General features: G+C 54.4%; 17 protein-coding genes and 1 pseudogene. 6 read left to right on the plus strand and 12 right to left on the minus strand.

Translation table 11 applies throughout. The features are described 5' to 3' along the window. The first annotated feature begins 28 nt into the window (after positions 1-28). Positions 29-1,531, plus strand: a complete 1,503-nt coding sequence (locus ACQG1K_RS19890; RefSeq protein ID WP_038416799.1) for a helicase HerA-like C-terminal domain-containing protein — start codon at positions 29-31, stop codon at positions 1,529-1,531. On the opposite strand, the gene ACQG1K_RS19895 is transcribed toward ACQG1K_RS19890, so the two are convergent. Next, positions 1,511-2,452 (minus strand): TIGR01212 family radical SAM protein, encoded by a 942-nt coding sequence (locus ACQG1K_RS19895; protein WP_367075026.1) that lies wholly within the window; start codon positions 2,450-2,452, stop codon positions 1,511-1,513. The genes ACQG1K_RS19890 and ACQG1K_RS19895 overlap by 21 nt on opposite strands. 687 nt (positions 2,453-3,139) lie before the next feature. Here ACQG1K_RS19895 and gltB point away from each other — a divergent pair. The 4 genes and pseudogenes from gltB (at position 3,140) to ACQG1K_RS19915 (ending at position 11,736) form a co-directional block, all read left to right on the plus strand. Next, positions 3,140-7,600 (plus strand): glutamate synthase large subunit, encoded by a 4,461-nt coding sequence (gene gltB, locus ACQG1K_RS19900; RefSeq protein ID WP_022649542.1) that lies wholly within the window; start codon positions 3,140-3,142, stop codon positions 7,598-7,600. A gap of 9 nt (positions 7,601-7,609) precedes the next feature. Next, positions 7,610-9,028 carry a glutamate synthase subunit GltD gene (gene gltD, locus ACQG1K_RS19905; RefSeq protein WP_023298729.1) on the plus strand — a complete coding sequence of 473 codons (1,419 nt, stop codon included), beginning with the start codon at positions 7,610-7,612 and terminating at the stop codon, positions 9,026-9,028. A 187-nt stretch (positions 9,029-9,215) separates the two neighbouring features. Continuing rightward, positions 9,216-10,466 carry a cytosine permease gene (codB, locus tag ACQG1K_RS19910; RefSeq protein ID WP_038416800.1) on the plus strand — a complete coding sequence of 417 codons (1,251 nt, stop codon included), beginning with the start codon at positions 9,216-9,218 and terminating at the stop codon, positions 10,464-10,466. Next, positions 10,456-11,736 (plus strand): annotated as a pseudogene (locus tag ACQG1K_RS19915) (cytosine deaminase). Before codB ends, ACQG1K_RS19915 begins: the two are co-directional and overlap by 11 nt. A 150-nt stretch (positions 11,737-11,886) precedes the next feature. Here ACQG1K_RS19915 and ACQG1K_RS19920 read toward each other — a convergent pair. From ACQG1K_RS19920 to zapE, 11 genes are all read right to left on the minus strand, one after another. After that, a complete protein-coding gene (locus ACQG1K_RS19920; RefSeq protein ID WP_241973728.1) occupies positions 11,887-12,591 on the minus strand; it encodes a DUF1120 domain-containing protein in 705 nt (234 codons plus the stop codon). Further along, entirely contained in the window at positions 12,588-13,118 is a 531-nt protein-coding gene (locus ACQG1K_RS19925; RefSeq protein WP_367074911.1) for a hypothetical protein, read from the minus strand. The genes ACQG1K_RS19920 and ACQG1K_RS19925 overlap by 4 nt, the downstream gene beginning before the upstream one ends. Beyond that, positions 13,115-15,502, minus strand: coding sequence for a fimbrial biogenesis usher protein (locus tag ACQG1K_RS19930; RefSeq protein ID WP_023298733.1), 2,388 nt, complete (start codon positions 15,500-15,502; stop codon positions 13,115-13,117). Before ACQG1K_RS19930 ends, ACQG1K_RS19925 begins: the two co-directional genes overlap by 4 nt. A gap of 24 nt (positions 15,503-15,526) precedes the next feature. Then, positions 15,527-16,198, minus strand: a complete 672-nt coding sequence (locus ACQG1K_RS19935; RefSeq protein WP_367074910.1) for a fimbria/pilus chaperone family protein — start codon at positions 16,196-16,198, stop codon at positions 15,527-15,529. Between the two features lie 147 nt (positions 16,199-16,345). Next, entirely contained in the window at positions 16,346-17,092 is a 747-nt protein-coding gene (locus ACQG1K_RS19940) for a DUF1120 domain-containing protein (protein ID WP_022649550.1), read from the minus strand. A gap of 49 nt (positions 17,093-17,141) precedes the next feature. Beyond that, a complete protein-coding gene (locus ACQG1K_RS19945) occupies positions 17,142-17,882 on the minus strand; it encodes a DUF1120 domain-containing protein (RefSeq protein ID WP_022649551.1) in 741 nt (246 codons plus the stop codon). Positions 17,883-18,151: 269 nt separating this feature from the next. After that, a complete protein-coding gene (sspB, locus tag ACQG1K_RS19950; RefSeq protein WP_032622090.1) occupies positions 18,152-18,649 on the minus strand; it encodes a ClpXP protease specificity-enhancing factor in 498 nt (165 codons plus the stop codon). A gap of 5 nt (positions 18,650-18,654) precedes the next feature. Next, positions 18,655-19,293: a stringent starvation protein SspA gene (gene sspA / locus ACQG1K_RS19955; RefSeq protein ID WP_003860438.1), complete on the minus strand. Its 639-nt coding sequence runs from the start codon at positions 19,291-19,293 to the stop codon at positions 18,655-18,657. Positions 19,294-19,600: 307 nt separating this feature from the next. Beyond that, positions 19,601-19,993: a 30S ribosomal protein S9 gene (gene rpsI, locus ACQG1K_RS19960; protein WP_003860436.1), complete on the minus strand. Its 393-nt coding sequence runs from the start codon at positions 19,991-19,993 to the stop codon at positions 19,601-19,603. Between the two features lie 15 nt (positions 19,994-20,008). After that, positions 20,009-20,437, minus strand: coding sequence for a 50S ribosomal protein L13 (gene rplM, locus ACQG1K_RS19965; protein WP_003860434.1), 429 nt, complete (start codon positions 20,435-20,437; stop codon positions 20,009-20,011). A 346-nt stretch (positions 20,438-20,783) separates the two neighbouring features. Next, on the minus strand, positions 20,784-21,908 hold the full coding sequence (gene zapE, locus ACQG1K_RS19970; RefSeq protein WP_192970792.1) for a cell division protein ZapE: 1,125 nt from the start codon (positions 21,906-21,908) through the stop codon (positions 20,784-20,786). A gap of 189 nt (positions 21,909-22,097) precedes the next feature. Here zapE and zapG point away from each other — a divergent pair, with 189 nt between their 5' ends. Next, on the plus strand, positions 22,098-22,496 hold the full coding sequence (gene zapG / locus ACQG1K_RS19975; protein ID WP_022649554.1) for a Z-ring associated protein ZapG: 399 nt from the start codon (positions 22,098-22,100) through the stop codon (positions 22,494-22,496). The last annotated feature ends 145 nt before the right edge of the window (positions 22,497-22,641 follow it).

A 22,641-nucleotide genomic window follows, 5' to 3' on the forward strand; every position in this document is an offset into this window, starting at 1 on the left:
CACCCAGGACTACGAGAGGACGTGCATCATGAGTACACCATTGTTAATCGCCAGGACGCTGGAAAAAGAGCTGTTTTTACTGCCCGCGATGGCGAACCGTCATGGCCTGATCACCGGCGCGACCGGGACGGGAAAAACCGTCACCCTGCAAAAGCTGGCTGAGTCGTTGTCCGAGGCTGGCGTGCCGGTTTTTATGGCTGACGTGAAGGGCGATTTAACCGGGGTGGCTCAGGAAGGCACGGCGTCAGAAAAACTGCTCGAGCGCCTGAAAAATATCGGCATCACGGACTGGACGCCGCACGGTAATCCAGTGGTGGTCTGGGATATCTTCGGCGAAAAAGGGCATCCGGTGCGCGCCACCGTCTCCGACCTCGGCCCTTTGCTGCTGGCCCGTCTGCTTAATCTTAACGACGTGCAGTCCGGGGTGCTGAACATTATCTTCCGTATCGCCGACGATCAGGGCTTACTGCTGCTCGACTTCAAAGATCTGCGCGCCATCACCCAGTACATTGGCGATAACGCCAAATCCTTCCAGAACCAGTACGGCAATATCAGCAGCGCCTCGGTGGGCGCCATTCAGCGCGGGCTCCTGACGCTGGAGCAACAGGGCGCCGAGCATTTCTTCGGCGAGCCAATGCTGGATATCAAAGACTGGATGCGCACCGACAGCAGCGGCAAAGGCATCATCAACATTCTGAGCGCAGAGAAGCTCTACCAGATGCCGAAGCTCTACGCCGCCAGCCTGCTGTGGATGCTCTCTGAACTCTACGAACAACTGCCGGAAGCAGGCGATCTGGAAAAACCCAAACTGGTGTTCTTCTTTGACGAAGCGCACCTGTTGTTTAACGACGCGCCGCAGGTGCTGCTGGATAAAATTGAACAGGTTATCCGCCTGATCCGCTCCAAAGGCGTCGGGGTCTGGTTTGTGTCGCAAAACCCGTCGGATATTCCGGACAACGTACTGGGGCAACTGGGTAACCGCGTGCAGCACGCCCTGCGCGCCTTTACGCCAAAAGATCAGAAAGCGGTGAAAGCCGCGGCGCAAACCATGCGTGCCAATCCGGCCTTTGATACCGAAACCGCCATTCAGGCGCTGGGCACCGGTGAAGCGCTGATTTCGTTCCTCGATGCAAAAGGCAGCCCGACAGTTGTCGAGCGCGCGATGGTGATTGCGCCCTGCTCGCGCATGGGGCCAGTAACGGACGATGAACGCAACGGCCTGATCAACCACTCCCCGGTGTACGGGAAGTATGAAGACGAGGTGGATCGCGAATCCGCGTTCGAGATGCTGCAAAAAGGGGTGCAGGCGACTGCCGAATCGCAGGATGCGCCTGCCGCCAAAGGGCAATCTGTAGCCGTGGACGACGGCATTCTCGGCGGGCTGAAAGATATTCTGTTCGGCAGCACCGGGCCGCGCGGCGGCAAACGCGATGGCGTGGTGCAGACCATGGCAAAAAGCGCGACGCGTCAGATTACCAACCAGATAGTGCGCGGCATGCTGGGAAGTCTGTTAGGCGGCCGTCGCCGGTAGCGGTGGAACCCACGGGCGGCCAAGCGCCGCCCCCTGTACGCCGTTCTCCTGTAGATAGCGGTCGATTTCCAGCATCCCCGTCCAGCGCTTCTCACACCAGAGCGGTGCCAGAAGCGTTGGGCGGCGGGCGCTTGCCGAGATGCGGTGGTAAACAATCTCCGGCGGCGTGTGGCGAATCATCTCCCCCGCCGTCACCGTATAGTCGTCGAGTTCGATACCACTTAACCGCCCCGCTTCCCAGGCTTTCGCCATAATGCTTCCCGTAACAATATGCAGCGGGTGCAGCTTAATGCCGTCCACGCCGGTCTCGACGACTTTTTCCAGCGTTTCAAGGCCATGCTGCTGCCCTTCTCCCGGCAAGCCGACAATCAGATGCGAGCAGACTTTTAATCCACGCTCGCGGGCGAGACGCGTGGTGCGCTGGTAGCAGGCAAAATCATGCCCGCGATTGATACGGTGCAGGGTTTTGTCGTGCGCGGTCTGCAAGCCCAGCTCCAGCCAGATCTCGTAGCCCTTCTCTTTGTACTCGCTAAGTAAATCCAGCACGGCGTCCGGCACGCAGTCCGGACGCGTCCCCACGCACAGCCCGACAATGTTCGCTTGAGCAACCGCCTGTTGATACATAGCGCGCAGCACCTGCACCTCCGCCCACGTGCTGGTGTAGGCCTGGAAATAGGCCAGATATTGCTTCGCGCGGTTCACCAGACTCGCCTGATGGGCGAGCTGTTCAGCGATAGATTTATGCTGTTGAGCTTCATCAACAAACGAGGCCACGTTACAGAAGGTGCAGCCACCACGCCCGATGGTGCCATCGCGGTTCGGACAGCTAAAGCCGCCGTGCAGCGTCAGTTTGTGAACCTTTTGTCCGTAGCGCTGCAAAAGATCCCCACCAAACATATTGACTAATTTCTGTAACTGCATAATCTGATAGACCGTCCCGAAGAAAGGGGACAAGCCTGCCATTTTTAGCCTCTGTCGGCGATGACCTGGATCAATCGCCCTGGACGGCCTTTATCTATTTGAATAAATAATCACGATTACCGAGATTTCATTCACCCTGAACGTAATTACTTTTCCTTATGTTCTGATGGTTTTTTTCATTTATAGCGCCAGGTCTGAAAAACAGTGATTTTATGCGGGTTTGAATGCCACCCCAGATTATTATTCTGCTATAAATCTGCATTTCAGCACGCTGCATTGATAATACCGCTTTCATATAGTGAGTCAGATCACACTCCCCTGCACCTTCCCGGCGCTTTAAGTGGTTGTAAAAATAGTGAAATAATCAATAAAAACAACAATATGACCACTCTTTAGCACATTTTTGTATAAATAAGATTGCCATTTGACCTGTGTACCAATTCCCGATAAGTTGGAAATCCGCTGGAAGCTTTCTGGATGAGCGGCCTGCTCATCATATTTATGCAGTAATTGAGATTCCCTCTGAAGCAAGTCCTCAAACTTGTTTACCTGCGCGAAAGGATGAAAAAGAGGGCGAATGCGAGGTCCGCGTATGAAACGCTAACCCCGTCGCCATGCTCTTTCTGCGCCTGTGCGCCACGGTAAAGTTCAGTGGGAAGCCCGACGAGCCTGGGGAGGTTCACTGATATGTTGTACGATAAATCCCTTGAGAAGGATAACTGTGGTTTCGGCCTGATCGCCCACATAGAAGGCGAACCTAGCCACAAGGTAGTGCGTACTGCTATTCACGCACTGGCCCGTATGCAGCACCGTGGCGCCATCCTTGCCGATGGTAAAACCGGCGACGGTTGCGGTCTGCTGCTGCAAAAACCGGATCGTTTCTTCCGCATCGTGGCGGAAGAGCGCGGCTGGCGCTTAGCCAAAAACTACGCTGTCGGTATGCTGTTCCTGAATCAGGATCCTGAAAAAGCTGCCGCGTCACGCCGCATCGTTGAAGAAGAACTTCAGCGTGAAACCCTGTCGATTGTCGGCTGGCGCGATGTGCCAACCAACGAAGGGGTGCTCGGTGAAATCGCCCTCTCCTCGCTGCCTCGTATTGAACAGATTTTCGTCAACGCGCCTGCGGGCTGGCGTCCGCGTGATATGGAACGCCGTCTGTTTATTGCCCGCCGCCGCATTGAAAAACGTCTTCAGGACGATAAAGAGTTCTACGTCTGTAGCCTCTCTAACCTGGTGAACATCTATAAAGGTCTGTGCATGCCGGCTGACCTGCCGCGCTTCTACCTGGACCTGGCGGATCTGCGTCTGGAATCGGCCATTTGCCTGTTCCACCAGCGCTTCTCCACCAACACCGTTCCACGCTGGCCGCTGGCTCAGCCGTTCCGCTACCTGGCGCACAACGGTGAGATCAACACCATCACCGGTAACCGCCAGTGGGCCCGCGCCCGTACCTATAAGTTCCAGACCCCGCTGATCCCGGACCTGCACGATGCCGCGCCGTTCGTGAACGAAACCGGCTCGGACTCCAGCTCAATGGATAACATGCTGGAACTGCTGCTGGCGGGCGGGATGGATATCGTGCGCGCCATGCGTCTGCTTGTACCGCCGGCCTGGCAGAACAACCCGGATATGGACCCTGAGCTGCGCGCGTTCTTTGACTTTAACTCCATGCACATGGAGCCGTGGGATGGCCCGGCAGGCATCGTTATGTCCGACGGACGTTTTGCCGCCTGTAACCTGGACCGTAACGGTCTGCGTCCGGCGCGCTATGTCATTACCAAAGACAAGCTCATCACCTGTGCCTCTGAAGTGGGTATCTGGGATTACCAGCCAGACGAAGTGGTCGAGAAAGGCCGCGTCGGACCGGGTGAGCTGATGGTGATTGACACCCGCGGTGGGCGTATTCTGCACTCTGCTGAAACCGACAACGATCTGAAGAGCCGCCATCCGTACAAAGAGTGGATGGAGAAAAACGTGCGTCGTCTGGTGCCGTTTGAAGATCTGTCAGACGAAGAAGTGGGTAGCCGCGAGCTGGACGATGACACCCTCGCGAGCTTCCAGAAGCAGTTTAACTACAGCGCGGAAGAGCTGGACTCGGTTATTCGCGTGCTCGGCGAAAACGGCCAGGAAGCGGTCGGCTCAATGGGTGACGATACCCCGTTTGCTGTGCTCTCCAGCCAGCCACGCATTATTTACGACTATTTCCGTCAGCAGTTTGCGCAGGTCACCAACCCGCCAATCGATCCGCTGCGCGAAGCCCACGTCATGTCGCTGGCCACCAGCATCGGCCGTGAGATGAACGTATTCTGTGAAGCCGAAGGCCAGGCGCACCGTCTGACCTTTAAATCACCGATCCTGCTGTACTCCGATTTCAAACAGCTCACCACCATGACCGAGGAGCACTATCGCGCCGACACGCTCGATATCACCTTCGACGTGACCGAAACGAGCCTCGAAGAGACGGTGAACGCGCTGTGCGACAAAGCCGAGCAGATGGTGCGTAACGGCACCGTTCTGCTGGTGCTGTCTGACCGCAACATCGCGAAAAACCGTCTGCCGGTGCCTGCCCCCATGGCGGTGGGGGCTATCCAGACGCGTCTGGTGGACAAGAGCCTGCGCTGCGATGCCAACATCATCGTTGAAACTGCGAGCGCGCGCGACCCGCACCACTTTGCGGTGCTGTTAGGCTTTGGCGCCACGGCGATCTACCCGTATCTGGCCTACGAAACACTGGCCCGCCTGGTGGATACCCGCGCGATCGACAAAGACTACCGTGCTGTGATGCTGAACTACCGTAACGGCATCAACAAAGGTCTGTACAAGATCATGTCCAAAATGGGCATCTCGACCATCGCCTCTTACCGCTGCTCGAAGCTGTTTGAAGCGGTCGGTCTGCATGACGACGTTGCCAACCTCTGCTTCCAGGGCGTGATCAGCCGTATCGGTGGCGCAGGCTTTGCTGACTTCCAGCAGGATCTGGTGAACCTGTCGAAACGCGCCTGGCTGGCACGTAAGCCGCTGGAACAGGGCGGTCTGCTGAAATACGTTCACGGGGGTGAGTATCACGCTTATAACCCGGACGTGGTGCGCACACTGCAACAGGCGGTGCAAAGCGGCGAGTACAGCGATTATCAGCAGTATGCTGAGCTGGTGAACAACCGTCCGGCGGCGACGCTGCGCGATCTCATTGCCCTCAATCCGGGTGAGGAAGCGGTCAGCATTGACGAGGTTGAACCCGCATCTGAGCTGTTCAAACGTTTCGATACCGCGGCGATGTCCATCGGCGCGCTGAGCCCGGAAGCCCACGAAGCGCTGGCGGAAGCCATGAACAGCATCGGCGGCAACTCCAACTCCGGCGAAGGCGGTGAAGATCCTGCCCGTTACGGCACCAATAAAGTGTCCCGTATCAAGCAGGTAGCGTCCGGCCGTTTCGGCGTAACGCCTGCGTACCTGGTTAACGCCGACGTGATCCAGATTAAGGTCGCGCAGGGGGCAAAACCGGGTGAAGGCGGTCAGCTGCCGGGTGATAAAGTCACCCCGTACATCGCTAAGCTTCGCTACTCGGTGCCGGGCGTGACGCTGATCTCCCCGCCGCCACACCACGATATTTACTCTATCGAGGATCTGGCGCAGCTGATTTTCGACCTGAAACAGGTCAACCCGAAAGCGATGATCTCCGTGAAGCTGGTTTCCGAGCCGGGCGTTGGCACCATCGCCACCGGCGTGGCGAAAGCCTATGCGGATCTGATCACCATCGCCGGCTACGACGGCGGCACCGGCGCAAGCCCGCTCTCCTCCGTAAAATACGCGGGTTGTCCGTGGGAGCTTGGCCTGGTGGAAACCCAGCAGGCGCTGGTCGCCAACGGCCTGCGTCACAAAATCCGTTTGCAGGTAGACGGCGGGCTGAAAACCGGCCTCGACATCATCAAAGCGGCGATTCTGGGTGCGGAAAGCTTCGGCTTCGGTACCGGCCCGATGGTTGCGCTCGGCTGTAAATACCTGCGTATTTGCCACCTGAACAACTGCGCAACGGGCGTTGCTACCCAGGACGAAAAGCTGCGTAAGAATCACTATCACGGCCTCCCGTTCAAAGTGACTAACTACTTTGACTTCATCGCCCGTGAAACCCGCGAGCTGATGGCGCAGCTGGGCGTGAAGCGTCTGGTGGATCTGATTGGCCGTACCGACCTGCTGAAAGAGCTTGAGGGCTTCACGGCCAAGCAGCAGAAGCTGGAGCTGTCTAAGCTGCTGGAAACCGCTCAGCCGCATCCTGGCAAAGCGGTTTACTGCACCGAGAACAACCCGCCGTTCGACAACGGCGTGCTGAACGCGCAGCTGCTGCAACAGGCGAAGCCGTACGTGGACGAGAAGCAGAGCAAAACGTTCTGGTTTGATATCCGCAACACCGATCGTTCCGTGGGTGCATCCCTCTCCGGTTACATCGCGCAAACGCACGGTGACCAGGGCCTGGCGTCGGATCCGATTACCGCGCACTTCAGCGGTACCGCGGGTCAGAGCTTCGGTGTGTGGAACGCGGGCGGCGTTGAGTTATACCTGACCGGTGATGCCAACGACTACGTCGGAAAAGGCATGGCGGGCGGTCTGCTGGCGGTGCGACCTCCGGTTGGTTCAGCCTTCCGCAGCCATGAAGCAAGCATCATCGGCAATACCTGTCTGTACGGTGCAACCGGCGGTCGTCTGTTTGCCGCGGGCCGTGCGGGCGAGCGTTTTGCGGTGCGTAACTCCGGTGCCATCACCGTGGTGGAAGGCATCGGCGATAACGGCTGTGAATACATGACGGGCGGAATTGTGTGCGTCCTGGGTAAAACCGGCGTGAACTTTGGCGCGGGCATGACGGGCGGTTTTGCCTACGTCCTGGATGAAGACGGTGAGTTCCGCAAACGCGTGAACCCGGAACTGGTGGAAGTGCTGGACGTTGATACGCTGGCCATCCACGAAGAACACCTGCGCGGCTTAATTACCGAACACGTGCAGCATACCGGTTCTTCGCGCGGCGAAGAGATCCTGGCCAACTGGCCGGCGTTCTCTGCGAAATTCGCGCTGGTTAAGCCGAAGTCCAGCGATGTTAAAGCCCTGTTGGGTCACCGTAGTCGTAGCGCAGCAGAGCTGCGCGTGCAGGCGCAGTAAGGAATTCAGATGAGCCAGAACGTTTACCAGTTTATCGACCTTCAGCGTGTTGATCCGCCAAAGAAACCGCTGAAGATCCGTAAAATTGAATTTGTTGAAATCTACGAGCCGTTTTCAGAAGGCCAGGCCAAAGCACAGGCAGACCGCTGCCTGTCCTGCGGTAACCCTTACTGCGAATGGAAGTGTCCGGTCCATAACTACATCCCGAACTGGCTGAAGCTGGCCAACGAAGGGCGTATTTTTGAAGCCGCCGAGCTGTCTCATCAGACCAACACCCTGCCGGAAGTGTGCGGCCGCGTGTGCCCTCAGGATCGTCTGTGTGAAGGCTCCTGTACGCTGAACGACGAGTTTGGCGCGGTGACCATCGGCAACATCGAACGCTATATCAACGATAAAGCGTTCGAAATGGGCTGGCGTCCGGATATGACCGGCGTGCGTCAAACCGACAAGCGCGTGGCGATTATCGGCGCGGGCCCGGCAGGCCTGGCCTGTGCGGACGTGCTGACCCGTAACGGCGTGAAGGCGGTGGTCTTTGATCGCCACCCGGAGATTGGCGGCCTGCTGACCTTCGGTATCCCGGCCTTCAAGCTGGAGAAAGAGGTGATGACCCGCCGCCGCGAAATCTTCACCGGCATGGGCATTGAGTTCAAACTCAACACCGAAGTGGGCCGCGACGTGCAGCTCGACGACCTGCTGAAAGATTACGACGCCGTGTTCCTGGGCGTAGGCACTTATCAGTCCATGCGCGGTGGTCTGGAGAACGAAGATGCGCCAGGCGTGTACGACGCGCTGCCGTTCCTGATTGCGAATACCAAACAGCTAATGGGCTACGGCGAGACCGCCGATGAGCCGTTCGTCAGCATGGAAGGCAAACGCGTGGTGGTGCTGGGCGGCGGTGATACCGCGATGGACTGCGTGCGTACCTCCATTCGTCAGAACGCGGCGCACGTCATCTGTGCTTACCGTCGTGACGAAGAGAACATGCCGGGCTCTAAGCGCGAAGTGAAAAACGCGCGTGAAGAGGGCGTGGAGTTCCAGTTCAACATCCAGCCTCTGGGTATTGAGGTGAATGCCAACGGTAGAGTGAGCGGCGTGAAGATGGCGCGCACGGAGATGGGCGCGCCGGATGCGAAAGGCCGTCGTCGCGCGGAGATCGTGGCCGGTTCTGAACACGTGATCCCGGCTGACGCCGTGGTGATGGCGTTTGGTTTCCGTCCTCACAGCATGGAGTGGCTGGCGAAGCACAGCGTAGAGCTGGACTCTCAGGGCCGCATAATTGCGCCGGAAGGCAGCGACAACGCGTTCCAGACCAGCAACCCGAAAATCTTCGCCGGTGGCGACATCGTTCGCGGCTCTGACCTGGTGGTCACGGCGATTGCCGAAGGCCGTAAAGCGGCTGACGGGATCATGAACTTCCTGGAAGTGTAAGCCCCTCTGACTCCCCGGCAGAAGCATAAAGCGGAACGCTGGGGAGCCTGTTTTCAGTAGCCTGCCCTTAAGTTAATGATACCTTTTTAAGCAAAAAAGCAGCGTAAATCCTGACGTAAACGTTTGCTTTCATGAAAAAAATGTATATTATGCGGCGGATTTTTTGGCCAAAATTCAAGGAGGCGTTGTGTCGCAAGATAACAATTATAGCCAGGGCCCCGTCCCTCTGGCGGCGCGGAAAGGCGTGATTCCACTCACTTTTGTGATGTTAGGGTTAACCTTTTTTTCCGCCAGTATGTGGACCGGAGGTACGCTCGGTACCGGTCTTTCCTATAATGATTTCTTCCTCGCAGTTCTCTTCGGCAATCTCCTCCTCGGTATTTACACTGCTTTTCTTGGCTACATTGGCGCAAAAACCGGCCTCTCAACCCATCTTCTTGCGCGTTACTCGTTCGGTATAAAAGGTTCCTGGCTTCCCTCCATGCTTTTAGGCGGTACGCAGGTAGGATGGTTTGGCGTCGGCGTAGCGATGTTTGCCATCCCGGTGAGTAAAGCCACGGGCATCGACGTCAATATCCTGATCGCGGTATCCGGTCTGTTGATGACTATGACCATCTTCTTTGGTATCTCAGCGCTGACGATTCTGTCGATCATCGCCGTTCCCGCGATAGTTATCCTCGGCAGCTACTCCGTCTGGCTGGCGGTGGACGGCGTGGGCGGGCTGGATCATTTAAAAGCGATGGTGCCACAGACCCCGCTCAATTTTTCAGGCGCGCTGGCGCTGGTCGTCGGCTCCTTCATCAGCGCCGGAACGCTGACCGCCGACTTCGTCCGCTTTGGGCGTAACGCGAAAGGCGCCGTGGTGGTGGCAATGGTGGCGTTTTTCCTTGGCAACTCGCTGATGTTTATCTTCGGTGCGGCAGGCGCCGCGGCAGTTGGACAGGCGGATATCTCGGACGTGATGATCGCTCAGGGGCTACTGCTGCCCGCCATTATCGTTCTCGGCCTGAACATCTGGACAACCAACGACAACGCGCTCTATGCGTCGGGTCTGGGCTTTGCCAACGTGACCGGCCTTTCCAGCCGCACGCTGTCGGTGGTTAACGGTATTATCGGCACGCTCTGCGCGCTGTGGCTGTACAATAACTTTGTCGGCTGGCTCACCTTTCTGTCGGCGGCGATCCCTCCCGTCGGTGGGGTGATTATCGCCGACTATCTGATCAACCGCCGCCGCTACGCCAGCTTCCATAGCGCTACCTTTGTGCCGGTCAACTGGGTAGCCATTCTTTCGGTCGCGCTCGGCGTGGCTGCCGGGAATATTATTCCCGGTATAGTGCCGGTGAATGCGGTCCTCGGTGGCGTATTCAGCTACCTTCTGTTAACCCCCTTTGTCAGACGTACCTTTGCTACCGCCCCGGAGGCTCCCCATGCAGAATAATACCCTCACCATTCGTCAGGCCCGTTTACAGGGGCAAGAGGGGTTATGGTAGATCGCAATTGAAAACGGGCGCTTTAGCCGTATTGAACCGCAGGACGCGGCATCGTCACCGGTGGGCCAGGTGCTTGATGCTGAAGGCGGGCTGATCATTCCCCCTTTCGTTGAGCCGCATATCCATCAGGATACCACTCAAACGGCTGGTGAACCGAGCTGGAACCAGTCTGGTACCTTATTCGAGGGGATTGAGCGCTGGGCTGAACGTAAGGCGCTGCTCACCCACGAAGATGTTAAGACCCGCGCAATGCAGACGCTGAAGTGGCAGATGGCCAACGGCATTCAGCATGTGCGTACTCACGTTGACGTCTCCGATCCCACGCTGACGGCGCTGAAAGCGATGCTGGAAGTGAAGCAGGAGGTCGCCCCGTGGGTCGATCTGCAAATCGTGGCGTTCCCCCAGGAGGGCATTCTTTCTTATCCCAACGGCGAAGCGTTGCTGGAAGAGGCGGTGCGTATGGGGGCGGACGTTATTGGCGCAATTCCGCACTTTGAATTTACCCGCGAGTATGGTGTGGAGTCTTTGCACAAAACCTTCGCACTGGCGCAGAAGTACGACAGGCTGATCGACGTACACTGCGACGAAATCGATGATGAACAGTCGCGCTTCGTGGAAACCGTCGCCGCGCTGGCGCACCGTGACGGGATGGGCGCGCGCGTTACCGCCAGCCATACCACAGCGATGCACTCCTATAATGGCGCCTACGCGTCCCGCCTGTTTCGTTTGCTGAAAATGTCGGGCATCAACTTCGTCGCCAATCCGCTGGTGAACATACACCTTCAGGGCCGTTTCGACACCTATCCTAAGCGCCGCGGCGTAACGCGCGTGAAAGAGATGCTGGAGGCGGGGATCAACGTCTGCTTTGGGCATGATGACGTTTTCGATCCGTGGTATCCCCTGGGCACCGCCAATATGTTGCAGGTGCTGCATATGGGTTTACACGTCTGCCAGCTGATGGGGTACGGGCAGATTAACGACGGGCTGAATCTGATCACCACCCACAGCGCGAAAACGCTCAACCTGCAGGACTACGGCGTGAAGGTGGGTAATTCTGCGAACCTGGTTGTTTTACCGGCCGAAAATGGCTTTGATGCGGTTCGTCGCCAGACGCCTGCGCGTTATTCTGTTCGTCACGGGCGGGTTATCGCCGAGACGGTACCCAGCCAGACAACGCTGCATCTGACGCAGCCGGAAGCGGTGACCTTTAAACGGTAATTATCGCTTCAGGAAATCTCATCCGGAGACGTATCAGCCTGTTTACGCTTTATCAGGTCTACAAATCGCAGCCTCTTTGCAGACCTGGTAAGCGCGGCGCCAGTGGTGAACTGGCGCGTCTATTTTCGATATTCTTTTACAGAAAAGAGATTATAAATAGACCAGCGTAATCACCGCCTCGCCGTCCAGCTTGATCTCTTGCCCGCTGCCAAGCCCGTTGGCGACAGCGGCGCTCACCTGTAGCGGAACAACCGCCGATGAGATCGGCTGCGGAATATCCGTGCCTTTTTGCACAAACGTATAGAAAAAGTCCTGCTGGGTCGGCAAGGGCAATAGCGTCGTGCGCGTCCATGGACCATTTTTGGTCGCGGCCCCGGCGATCTCCACCTGAACAGCGGCACTTTCGTCGGCTGCCGTCACGCCTGCCGCGTTAATTTGCACCCCATAACTGCCAATCGGCTTCTGCTCGCTGGTCAATCCTAAACCAAACAGGCGGGTCGTATCACGCACATAGGCACCGTTATTTATCTGGAATTTTACCCCTTCTTGCCCGGATTTATCTTTGCCAACGACCACGGAACTGGCGCGGGTATCACGCGCGGTAATCGCAACTCCCGTAGAAGATTCACACGTCACCGATAGTGTAAGATCGCGAGTACCAAGCTGTGTGAATGCGCTGGAGGAGAGCGACCCCGCATAGCGCGTGCCGAAATCTGCCACACCGCCATTGCTCAACGACGGTGTACAGGCGGCAGCGTCAACGGTGACATCCACATCAATATTGACCGTATCAGTTGCCCATACCGCTGAAGCGGCAGACATTCCGCAGAGTAATAGCGCTATACGCTTTTTCATTGTACATCCATCCTTACGCGTAAATTTCCGCGCCACACTTCTCTGTCCGTAATATGGTTACTTTTGAAGCGCGGTTTGATGGTAAGCGTGACAGACGCCGTTTTTCCCCGCAGCTCCTGACCGTTGATAAACGCAATCCCTTCGTTAAGCGCTGGCGCGATCTCTCTCACGCCGCCATTGGTAACCCACGGGTCGCCGGCATGGATAGCCGCCAGATTGACTGTACGATCGTCCACCGTTGCCTGCGCGGCAGTAACGCGCATGACGCCGTTATCACCAAAACCAAATTCATTCCCTTTCGGTACGTTACTGCCCAGAAAGAGACGAATACGCGACGGTTCATCACATATCACGTTCAGGACAATCTGTTTCTCCGGCATCTCAATCAACGTGTTCCCTTCCGCCTGGCGCTCTGCGGCACTCATACGGCCATAGCTGAGTTTTTGCTGGCTTGATACTAACTGGCAGTCAGCCATAGCATGCAGAGAAAACGCCATTGCGCACACGGCTAAAATAAGCGCCTTCATTTACACACCTCATTGACAGTTTCATAGAATGTATCGGTATTTGCCTCTTTCGGAAGCTTCAGACCAAATGCACAGGTGCCGTTATCCAGTTTTGCCACCACCTGTTGAGCAGGTTCAACATCGTTAAAAAAGACCACGCCGTCATCCACTGAGGTCGTAAGATAATTTCCGTGCGAATCCTCAAGGGCGATCCCTTTCGGCAGCTTTTTACCGTTTGCCAGGGTAACGTTCACCAGTGCACGTCGCTGGGTTAACGCAGTAAAATCAAGATGCCCTACCGCTCCTTTGCCAAGCGTGACGACACGGGTTCCATTCCCGATATCCATATTTTTCGGCAATGTTTCCGTATCCACTTCTACCCGCGCTGGGCGCCAGGCTCCCACTGACGGTACCACTGCCTGACCACGGAAGTCGGTCCATACCGGCCCCTGGGGCGTGTCAATCCTCACACCGGAGACGGGTTTATCCAGAGCAGCGATCGCGAACGTGTCGCGGATCGCCCATGGAGAGAACGTAACGCCTTGTCCATGAACCGCGATGCCCCCCTGTAGCGATCCTGAATAGCTGCGGCTATTCTCATTATCAGAACTGGCGCTCAGGCCAAGCTGCGTATAGTGAAGGTTGCTGCTTATCCCACCGTTTACATTATCGCGATTCGTGGCCTGATCGTGTTCAGCTCCCAGCGACCAGGATGTGGTATCACTTACAACGCCAAGCGCAGAGGCGCCATACCGCGTTTTATGGTCATCATGACGGCTGTACAGGCTAACGCTATTGCTGGCACCAAAAGGAATACTGAGGTTGACGTAGAACAGATCGCCATCATCCTCATTCTCCTCATCTGCACTCAACTGATGTTGCCAGTTCATGGAAATCGTGGCGTACTTGAATGACTTGTTCCAACCCGCAGAGATGAAGCGGGAATCATCTGACTTATCATAACCCTGCGTTTGGTAGTAGCTGGTGCTAAGCGTGCCTAAGTAGGGCACACTCCAGGTCAGCCCAGCGGAATACTCATTTTTATTACCGCTGTCGAAATCATCATCCAGTGCTTCAAAAAGTTCGCGATAGTCTTGCGATTTATGTGTAACAGAGGCGTTAGCCCCCATGCCAAATGCGGGGTCAGAACTCCATGTTGCCGATAGCGTGTACCTCTGCCCTTTCAGTGAATCTTTCGAATCGTTGGACTGGTTCGCCTGGAGTGAAACAAGCCAGGCTGGTAGCGGCACTGTATCAAGGCTGGTGGCGACAGCCTGGTAATCTTCGCCTACGATTGAGCCTGCGTTGACATTCACCCGTTCGCTTAGTTTCCAGCCTCCAGAAAGGCTGGCTACCCATGGCGTTTCACTATAGCTATCGCTCACTCGTCCCAGCGCGAAGTGATATCCTGAAGGCGCCCCTGCGCTCTGGTTATACAGCGCTGCGGGCACCACATAGCTGTGCTGGCTGCCATCGGTTTCCACTACCGTCACGTTCAGATCGCTAACGCCGTTACGTACCGGCACATCGGTGAGATTAAACGGCCCGACCGGCACCAGTGTGCTGTACACCAGAACATTTTGCTGACGCACTTCAATACGGGCCTGAGGCGTATTGGCGATACCGGACACGCTCACTCCGCTACCGCCCTGTTGTAAGGCGCTCTCCGGTGAAAGCTCGATACCATAGATTCCCGTTCCCTGAAGAAGGGAGTTATTGATATTGACCTCGCCCGCCCTCAGGGTACTTTTCAGGGGGACAAAAGTATGCTGCAAATAGGTCGACGAGTTATTACTCTCGAATTCTCCGTCGCTCCGGCTCAGCAGTTGCTGAGTACGTAAGATCCAGTCGTCGAAATTGACCCCACCGTCCAGCATGGCCTGTGAATAGTCAGAGTGCCCGTCACCAAACTCATTGCGCGAGGAGAGAAGAGAATAATTCAACAGCGCAGCAGTGCCACCGGAAGTATAAGCTCCGATATCCGATTCGCTGTTTGCTACCCGATCCGCCGGTACAACCAGACTTAGAGATTCTTGCGCAGGCGAAGCCTCCACAATAGCGCTCGGGATATGACCGGTATAATCGTAGCAGCCGGACTCATAGTCAGAGGGAACTTTTAATCCTGCCTGCTCCATAAAAGGTTTGTCGAAACAGAGATCGCCGTTGTTGTCGAAACGAGCAATAACGTTGCCTTTATTATCACCATTCACCTTCAGAGCGACGGAAACGCTACCCGGTAAATACTTCGTCTTGCGAGAGAAATAATTTGATACGTCCGGGTTTATCCCCAGTGAACGAAGCGTTTCCTGATCAAAATTAATGGCAGCAGTCTCCATCTGCTGAGCCATCGCCTGGCCAGAACAGACCAGGCCAATGAGACAGGCGAGTAACGTTTTTTGCTGCATATCCTTTGCTGTCCTTATAGAGGCTTACTTCAAATCTGTAGTAAAGCGATCCCCTTTATAGCCGTAACGACTCGCCGGATAGAATTCAACTTTATTATCAGAGAAATTTGGTAATGTTGTTTTTATCGAGGTGTGAGGAAGGATGTAGGTCTTATCCAGCACACCCGCTTTTCCTGAGGGTAATGTTTTAAAGGATGCCGTTATACGAACAACGTAATCGCTGGGATTGTTGATAACCAGGCCATCGCCCTTTTTGTTCCATGTCAAAAATTTCCATGGCTGCGTCTCCTCAGGTAGACCCGCAGGATGAATTACTACAGGAAGATCCTGGCGGATAGTCAACGCAACTTTATCTTCTCCTTTCTCCTTTGGAGGAATGCCTTCGAACGTGACGCGTTTAAGTTCTTCATACTTCATGGGTTTGCTGGTTTGCAGCAGAAAACGCATTCGCTGTGTTTCCCCGGCGTCGACACGGACTACAGGTTGAGAAACGATTAAACGAAGAGATTTATCGCTATCAGGTAAATCTACAATGTTTGTATAAAGCAATGCAGGTTGCGAATCCGTATTTTTAACATTCATACTGGCTTCGCCTTTTTGTGCATCGACTAATAAAACCGATGTTTCTGGAACCATACCGGTGGCACAACACTTTGTCGCTACAGCCAACAACGCAAGATATAGAATTTTCTTCATGACTTTCCACTCACATAAATAAATAAAAATCATACCGGCATTATTTTTATTATTCTTGCGGCAGAGAAAGCTATTTTAATGCAAAAAAAGCGTGACAATGGCTTTTAAATACTCTAACCATTGCCACGTTAATTAAGCGTTAAATTATTAGAGATATACCAGACTAATGGTTGCGTTACCGTCCAGCGTAATTACGTCAGTCGTACCTAATACCGAGTTATCCTGCACTGCAGAGGTAACCAGCAACGGCACGCTAAGCTGTTTGAAGGCTTTTGGCTGCGTGGTACCGGCTGTTGCTACGGTATTCGCTTTTTGGTAGCCCGTGCAGCCATTAAGCGAGCAGAGGTAACCCAGGCCTGGCGCAACTTTCTCCCAGGAACGCTGGCCTTCAGTGATGCTCCCTGTTACCAGGGTGTCAACATTCGCGCCATCCGCTGTGACCGCTTCAGTATTGATGGCAACGGTGTAAGCACCAATGCTCACGCCAGCGGTGGTTTTACCCAGACCAAAGGCACCAGCGGTGTTGCTGAAGTCTGATTTATCCGTACCGCTACCTGCGATAAACGCGGTTGAAGACAGGTTAACGCGACTGTCCAGGCGGTTATCGGTGGAGGTAAAAGCAACGCTCATGTTGCTTTCGCAACTGATATTTAGCGTGATGCTTTTCTGCCCCAATTGTACCAGCTTGTTTGTCGCACCGGTCGGTGCAATATTTTGGTTCAGTACCGTTCCATAATCTACAACGCCGCCATCAGGCAGGGTCGGCGTACATGCAGCCGGGTTAATCGTACCGACAACTTTCAGCGTAACATCGTTAGCGGCCTGGGCAGCAAAAGCGGATAAACCGAAGGCTACGGCGACGGTTGCTGCCGAGAGTACTTTTTTAAATTCCATTATTTTCATTTCCCGATTTATTTTCTACAGCATTTAGCAATAACGAATATCAAAGATAAACAAGGCTCAGCGTGGCATTACCGTCAAGCGTGATAGTATCGCCTGTACCCAATACAGTGTTGTCCTGAAGCGCAGTCGTAATGCGTAACGGCATATTCATAACTTTAAAAGCTTTTGGTGTGGTGGTTCCCGATGCAGCAGCCGTAAAGACACGTGTCTGGCCTGTGCCACTGTTAACTGGTGCAAAAGCACCCGTACTGGATTTTACCCAGGTATAATTTGATGTATCGGTACCTGTGGCTGCAATGAGATCAGCGACAACACCATCTGTTGTTGTATTAACGGGATCTGCTGCAATTACATAGGAGCCAATATTCACACCCGCACTCGTTTTACCCAAGCCATAGGCGTTTCCTGAAGCGTTAGCATTTACATTATCGAAAAACCCATTTTCAATATAAGCGGCGCTCCCCAGGCCCACACGAGTATCATGGCGGTTATCCGTAGAAGTCACCCCAACGCTGGTATCGCTGTCACAGGTAATAGTGAGAGTAATACTTTTAGCCCCCAACTGAACCAGTGTATTCGCCGTGCCAGTTGGATTGATGGTAGAAGCTGGCATTGTGCCATAATCTACCACTCCACCGTTTGGCAGTGAGGGTACGCAAGAACCAGGAACGATATTACCAATAACTTTCAACGTCACATCATTAGCAGCGTGTGCATTTGACATGGCGAGGGCTGCACAAATAGCAGCAGATGAAAATAATTTTTTAAAAGTGATATTCATAATTTGTCCTTAAAAGAAAATCCGTTTTTGTTAACGCACATATATATTTTCACAGGGTGATATCGGATACAATCAAATTAAAATAAAACATTATTGAAGATAAATTTAACTGTCCTACAGAAAATAACCCAACAAGATTAATCCCATGCCAATTAATAGACCTATATCTTTTGCAAAGACACAAGTTTTTTAGAGAGTAATTTTATGCAGAAAATAAAAAAACCTGCACAGCTGTGCAGGTTCGGAAAAAATATTGTGCTTTATGAAGTTTATTTGACGACACGGAGTGCCGGACGACCACCGCGCGGAGGCGGATCGTCATCAGGGTCATTGTCGTCGTGATGATCGGGTTTATCGCCATCAATCACAGACATTACCGTGTCGCTTTCACGTTCATCGGATGTCCCATCATCGTTCAGGCTGGCGACCTCTTCATCATAAGCCGCTTCCGGTTCGAACATGGTACCTGCACCGTTTTCACGGGCGTAGATAGCCAGAACCGCAGCCAGCGGAACGGAAACCTGACGCGGCACGCCGCCGAAACGCGCATTAAAGCGCACTTCGTCGTTCGCCAGTTCCAGGTTACCCACTGCACGTGGCGCAATATTCAGTACAATCTGTCCGTCGCGTGCGTATTCCATTGGAACCTGCACGCCCGGCAACGTCACATCCACAACCAGGTGCGGCGTGAGCTGGTTATCCAGCAGCCATTCATAGAAGGCGCGCAGCAGATACGGACGGCGTGGTGAAAGTTGTGACATTTCCACAGTCATTAGCCTCGGCCGAGACGCATTTCGCGCTCCGGTTCAGTTAAGGATGCCAGGAAAGAGTCGCGTTCGAATACGCGAGTCATGTAGCCTTTCAGCTCTTTCGCGCCAGGACCGCTGAATTCTACGCCCAGGGTTGGCAGGCGCCACAGCAGCGGTGCCAGGTAGCAATCTACCAGGCTGAACTCATCGCTCAGGAAGAAAGGTTTTTGACCAAATACCGGCGCAATCGCCAGCAGCTCTTCACGCAGCTGTTTACGCGCAGCATCCGCTTCTGAAGAGGAACCGTTAACGATAACGTTCATCAGCGAGTACCAGTCTTTCTCGATACGCTGCATGTACAGGCGGCTTTCACCACGCGCAACAGGGTAAACAGGCATCAGCGGCGGATGCGGGAAACGCTCATCCAGGTATTCCATAATGATACGGGATTCCCACAGGGTCAGCTCGCGATCCACCAGCGTCGGTACGCTTTGGCTCGGGTTGAGATCGATCAGATCCTGAGGCGGGTTATCCTTTTCCACATGCTCGATCTCAAAACTGACACCCTTCTCGGCCAGCACGATACGAACCTGATGGCTATAAATGTCAGTAGGACCAGAAAACAGCGTCATTACCGAACGTTTGTTGGCAGCGACAGCCATGAAAACCTCCAGGTATATTCAGAATTTTTACTGCTACCAGCCCAACGGGGCCAGCCAGATGATGTATCGCCCATCCCAGAGAAAACACATTGTTCAAGAATCGAACAAAAATCGAGTATTCACCGATATTTGGGCATAAAATTGGATGATAGTTTACCAGATTTTGATGGCTTTGTGGTGAGGGGATGCCGGAAATGTGGAAAAAGAGAAGATATATGAAATGTTACTGTGGATAACCTGCGCATTATCCATAAAAAAACCCGCCGAAGCGGGTTTTTCGCCAATCGTTCTGCGTAAGCAGAATAGATTAACGTTTGGAGAACTGTGGACGACGACGTGCTTTACGCAGACCCACTTTCTTACGTTCAACCTGACGAGCGTCACGAGTAACGAAGCCAGCTTTACGCAGTTCAGAACGCAGGGATTCGTCGTACTCCATCAGCGCGCGGGTGATACCGTGACGGATCGCACCTGCCTGACCGGAGATACCACCACCTTTAACGGTGATGTACAGATCCAGTTTTTCTACCATATCAACCAGTTCCAGCGGCTGGCGAACTACCATGCGGGCAGTTTCGCGACCGAAGTATTGTTCCAGAGAACGCTGGTTAATTACGATTTTACCACTGCCCGGTTTAATGAAAACGCGAGCTGCGGAACTTTTGCGGCGACCAGTGCCGTAGTATTGATTTTCAGCCATTGCCTATAATCCCGATTAGATGTCAAGAACTTGCGGTTGCTGTGCCGCGTGGTTGTGCTCGTTGCCTGCGTAAACTTTCAGTTTACGGAACATAGCACGACCCAGCGGGCCTTTTGGCAGCATGCCTTTAACCGCGATTTCAATCACACGCTCAGGACGGCGGGCAATCATCTCTTCAAAGGTCGCTTCTTTGATACCACCGATGTGGCCGGTGTGGTGGTAGTACATTTTGTCAGTACGCTTGTTGCCGGTAACAGCAACTTTGTCAGCGTTCAGAACGATGATGTAATCACCGGTATCAACGTGCGGAGTATATTCCGCTTTATGCTTACCGCGCAGGCGACGAGCCAGTTCAGTAGCCAGACGGCCCAGAGTTTTACCGGTCGCGTCAACAACATACCAGTCGCGCTGTACGGTTTCTGGTTTAGCTGTAAAAGTTTTCATTAAAAGCTTACCCAAATAATAAGTTACACGTTGGTGAACACCCAAACGTTTAGTCAGTTGAGGTTCACACGACAAAGTCCGGCAAACCTACCCCTTCGAATAGCACATGCCGACACATAGAAAGTTTCGGGAAAAAAACCTTCTCGTAACGTGGGGTCGCAAGATTATAGAGAAGTTGAGGTCAAAGATCGACCCTTAAATGTGATTTGGGATGGGTTTTTCGGGGTTGCGTACTGTGCGGTCTGGTGCCCTCACCCCCAGCCCCTCTCCCACAGGGAGAGGGTAGCGTTTGTTAAGGTCTGGTGCCCTCACCCACAGCCCCTCTCCCACGGGGAGAGGGTAGCATTTATGGCATATGCTCACGCTTGAGGTACTCTTCGCTCTGCATCTCTTGCAGGCGCGACAGGCAGCGCTGGAACTCAAACTTCAGGCGCTCGCCCTGATAGATCTCATATAAAGGCACCTCGGCACTGACTACCAGCTTGACGTGGCGCTCATAAAACTCGTCCACCAGCGCGATGAAGCGGCGCGCTTCGCTCTCCATGAGAGGGGTCATGACGGGCACATCCCATAACATAACGGTATGGAACAGTCGCGAAAGCGCAATGTAGTCATGCTGGCTGCGGGCGTCCACGCAGAGCGTTGCAAACGAGACGGCCAGCGTCTGGTTCTCTACGCCAAGCGTCGGCAACGGACGATGATTAATCTCCAGCGCTGGTGCGTTATCCCGCGGTGCCCCTGCCAGCGCCAGCCAGAGTTTATCCATCTCGCTGGCTGTGTCGGCGTTCAGCGGTGAAAGCCACAGGTACGCCTGCGTCAGCGTACGCAAACGATAGTCGACGCCAGCGTCGACATTCATGATGTCGCAGTACTGCTTAATGGCATCTATGGCTGGCAGGAAACGCGCCCGCTGGAGACCGTTGCGATAAAGCTCATCCGGCGGGATATTTGAGGTCGCCACCAGGGTGATCCCACGCGCAAACAGCGCTTTCATCAGCCCCCCCAGCAGCATCGCGTCCGTAATATCGGAAACAAAGAATTCGTCGAAGCAGAGTACGTCCGTTTCCGCTTTGAAGCGGTCCGCCACGATTTCCAGCGGGTCGGTTTCGCCCTGGAGCGCCGTCAGCTCTTCATGGACCCGGAGCATAAAACGGTGAAAGTGCAGACGCTGCTTACGCGTGCCGGGCAGGCTCTGGTAGAACATGTCCATCAGCCAGGTCTTACCCCGCCCAACGCCGCCCCACATATATAAGCCACGAACCGGTGCGTTTACCGTGGGCTCTTTTTTGCCCAGTAAACGGCCGAATGCCGCCTTCAGCCCACTGCTCTGCACCGCATCGGCGGGTTTCGCCAGAAGCTCCTGGTAAATCGTGTCCAGGCGGTTTACCGCTTCACGCTGGACATCATCCGGCTGGTGTGTGCCCTCACTCAGGGCGAGTTGGTAACGCGATGATGGGGACAGGTTTTGCATGATGTTATTGTTATTCCTTTAGTTAAACCTCATCAGCGGTCGTGGCTGATGAAAAAAAGGCCGTTCTACACTACGCGATGATACGTCAGGATTCCACTTCTGCGGAAATAGCGGTTATAGTGGCATAATCAGGCACAGGCAGGAGCCGAGCCAACACCCTACGGAACAACAAGACAACGGGAGAAGTTCATGACCTGGGAATATGCGCTAATCGGTTTAGTCGTCGGCATCATCATTGGTGCTGTGGCCATGCGTTTCGGTAACCGCAAATTGCGTCAGCAGCAGTCACTGCAATACGAACTGGAAAAGAACAAAGCCGAACTGGAAGAATACCGCGAAGAGCTGGTCAGCCACTTTGCCCGTAGCGCTGAGCTGCTGGACAACATGGCGACAGATTATCGCCAGCTCTACCAGCACATGGCGAAAAGCTCCAGCAGCCTGCTGCCGGAAATGACCGCGGAGAGCAACCCCTTCCGCAATCGTCTGGCGGACTCTGAAGCCGGTAACGATCAGGCACCGGTTCAGATGCCACGCGACTATTCAGACGGCGCGTCCGGCCTGCTGCGCGGTGGCGTAAAACGCGATTAATCGCACAACCTGAATAAATTTTACGGGCGCACCTTATGCGCCCGTCCTTTCTTCCCGTCCCCAGCTATTATTTAGTCAAACACCTCATTGTTCAGCGGTTGAAAATTCAATAACATCAAGATGTTTTTGGGGCCGTTCTTTTTCA

Origin of the sequence: Enterobacter cloacae complex sp. 402C9, from assembly GCF_050030745.1 — a bacterium.
Taxonomy (GTDB): Bacteria; Pseudomonadota; Gammaproteobacteria; order Enterobacterales; family Enterobacteriaceae; genus Enterobacter; species Enterobacter intestinihominis.

Excerpts from the sequence above, each read along its gene's own strand:
- ACQG1K_RS19890 (WP_038416799.1), top strand. The coding sequence starts at position 29 with ATGAGTACACCATTGTTAATCGCCAGGACGCTGGAAAAAGAGCTGTTT.
- ACQG1K_RS19895 (WP_367075026.1), bottom strand. The coding sequence starts at position 2,452 with ATGCAGTTACAGAAATTAGTCAATATGTTTGGTGGGGATCTTTTGCAG.
- gltB (WP_022649542.1), top strand. The coding sequence starts at position 3,140 with ATGTTGTACGATAAATCCCTTGAGAAGGATAACTGTGGTTTCGGCCTG.
- gltD (WP_023298729.1), top strand. The coding sequence starts at position 7,610 with ATGAGCCAGAACGTTTACCAGTTTATCGACCTTCAGCGTGTTGATCCG.
- ACQG1K_RS19920 (WP_241973728.1), bottom strand. The coding sequence starts at position 12,591 with ATGAAAAAGCGTATAGCGCTATTACTCTGCGGAATGTCTGCCGCTTCA.
- ACQG1K_RS19925 (WP_367074911.1), bottom strand. The coding sequence starts at position 13,118 with ATGAAGGCGCTTATTTTAGCCGTGTGCGCAATGGCGTTTTCTCTGCAT.
- ACQG1K_RS19930 (WP_023298733.1), bottom strand. The coding sequence starts at position 15,502 with ATGCAGCAAAAAACGTTACTCGCCTGTCTCATTGGCCTGGTCTGTTCT.
- ACQG1K_RS19935 (WP_367074910.1), bottom strand. The coding sequence starts at position 16,198 with ATGAAGAAAATTCTATATCTTGCGTTGTTGGCTGTAGCGACAAAGTGT.
- ACQG1K_RS19940 (WP_022649550.1), bottom strand. The coding sequence starts at position 17,092 with ATGGAATTTAAAAAAGTACTCTCGGCAGCAACCGTCGCCGTAGCCTTC.
- ACQG1K_RS19945 (WP_022649551.1), bottom strand. The coding sequence starts at position 17,882 with ATGAATATCACTTTTAAAAAATTATTTTCATCTGCTGCTATTTGTGCA.
- sspA (WP_003860438.1), bottom strand. The coding sequence starts at position 19,293 with ATGGCTGTCGCTGCCAACAAACGTTCGGTAATGACGCTGTTTTCTGGT.
- rpsI (WP_003860436.1), bottom strand. The coding sequence starts at position 19,993 with ATGGCTGAAAATCAATACTACGGCACTGGTCGCCGCAAAAGTTCCGCA.
- rplM (WP_003860434.1), bottom strand. The coding sequence starts at position 20,437 with ATGAAAACTTTTACAGCTAAACCAGAAACCGTACAGCGCGACTGGTAT.
- zapE (WP_192970792.1), bottom strand. The coding sequence starts at position 21,908 with ATGCAAAACCTGTCCCCATCATCGCGTTACCAACTCGCCCTGAGTGAG.
- zapG (WP_022649554.1), top strand. The coding sequence starts at position 22,098 with ATGACCTGGGAATATGCGCTAATCGGTTTAGTCGTCGGCATCATCATT.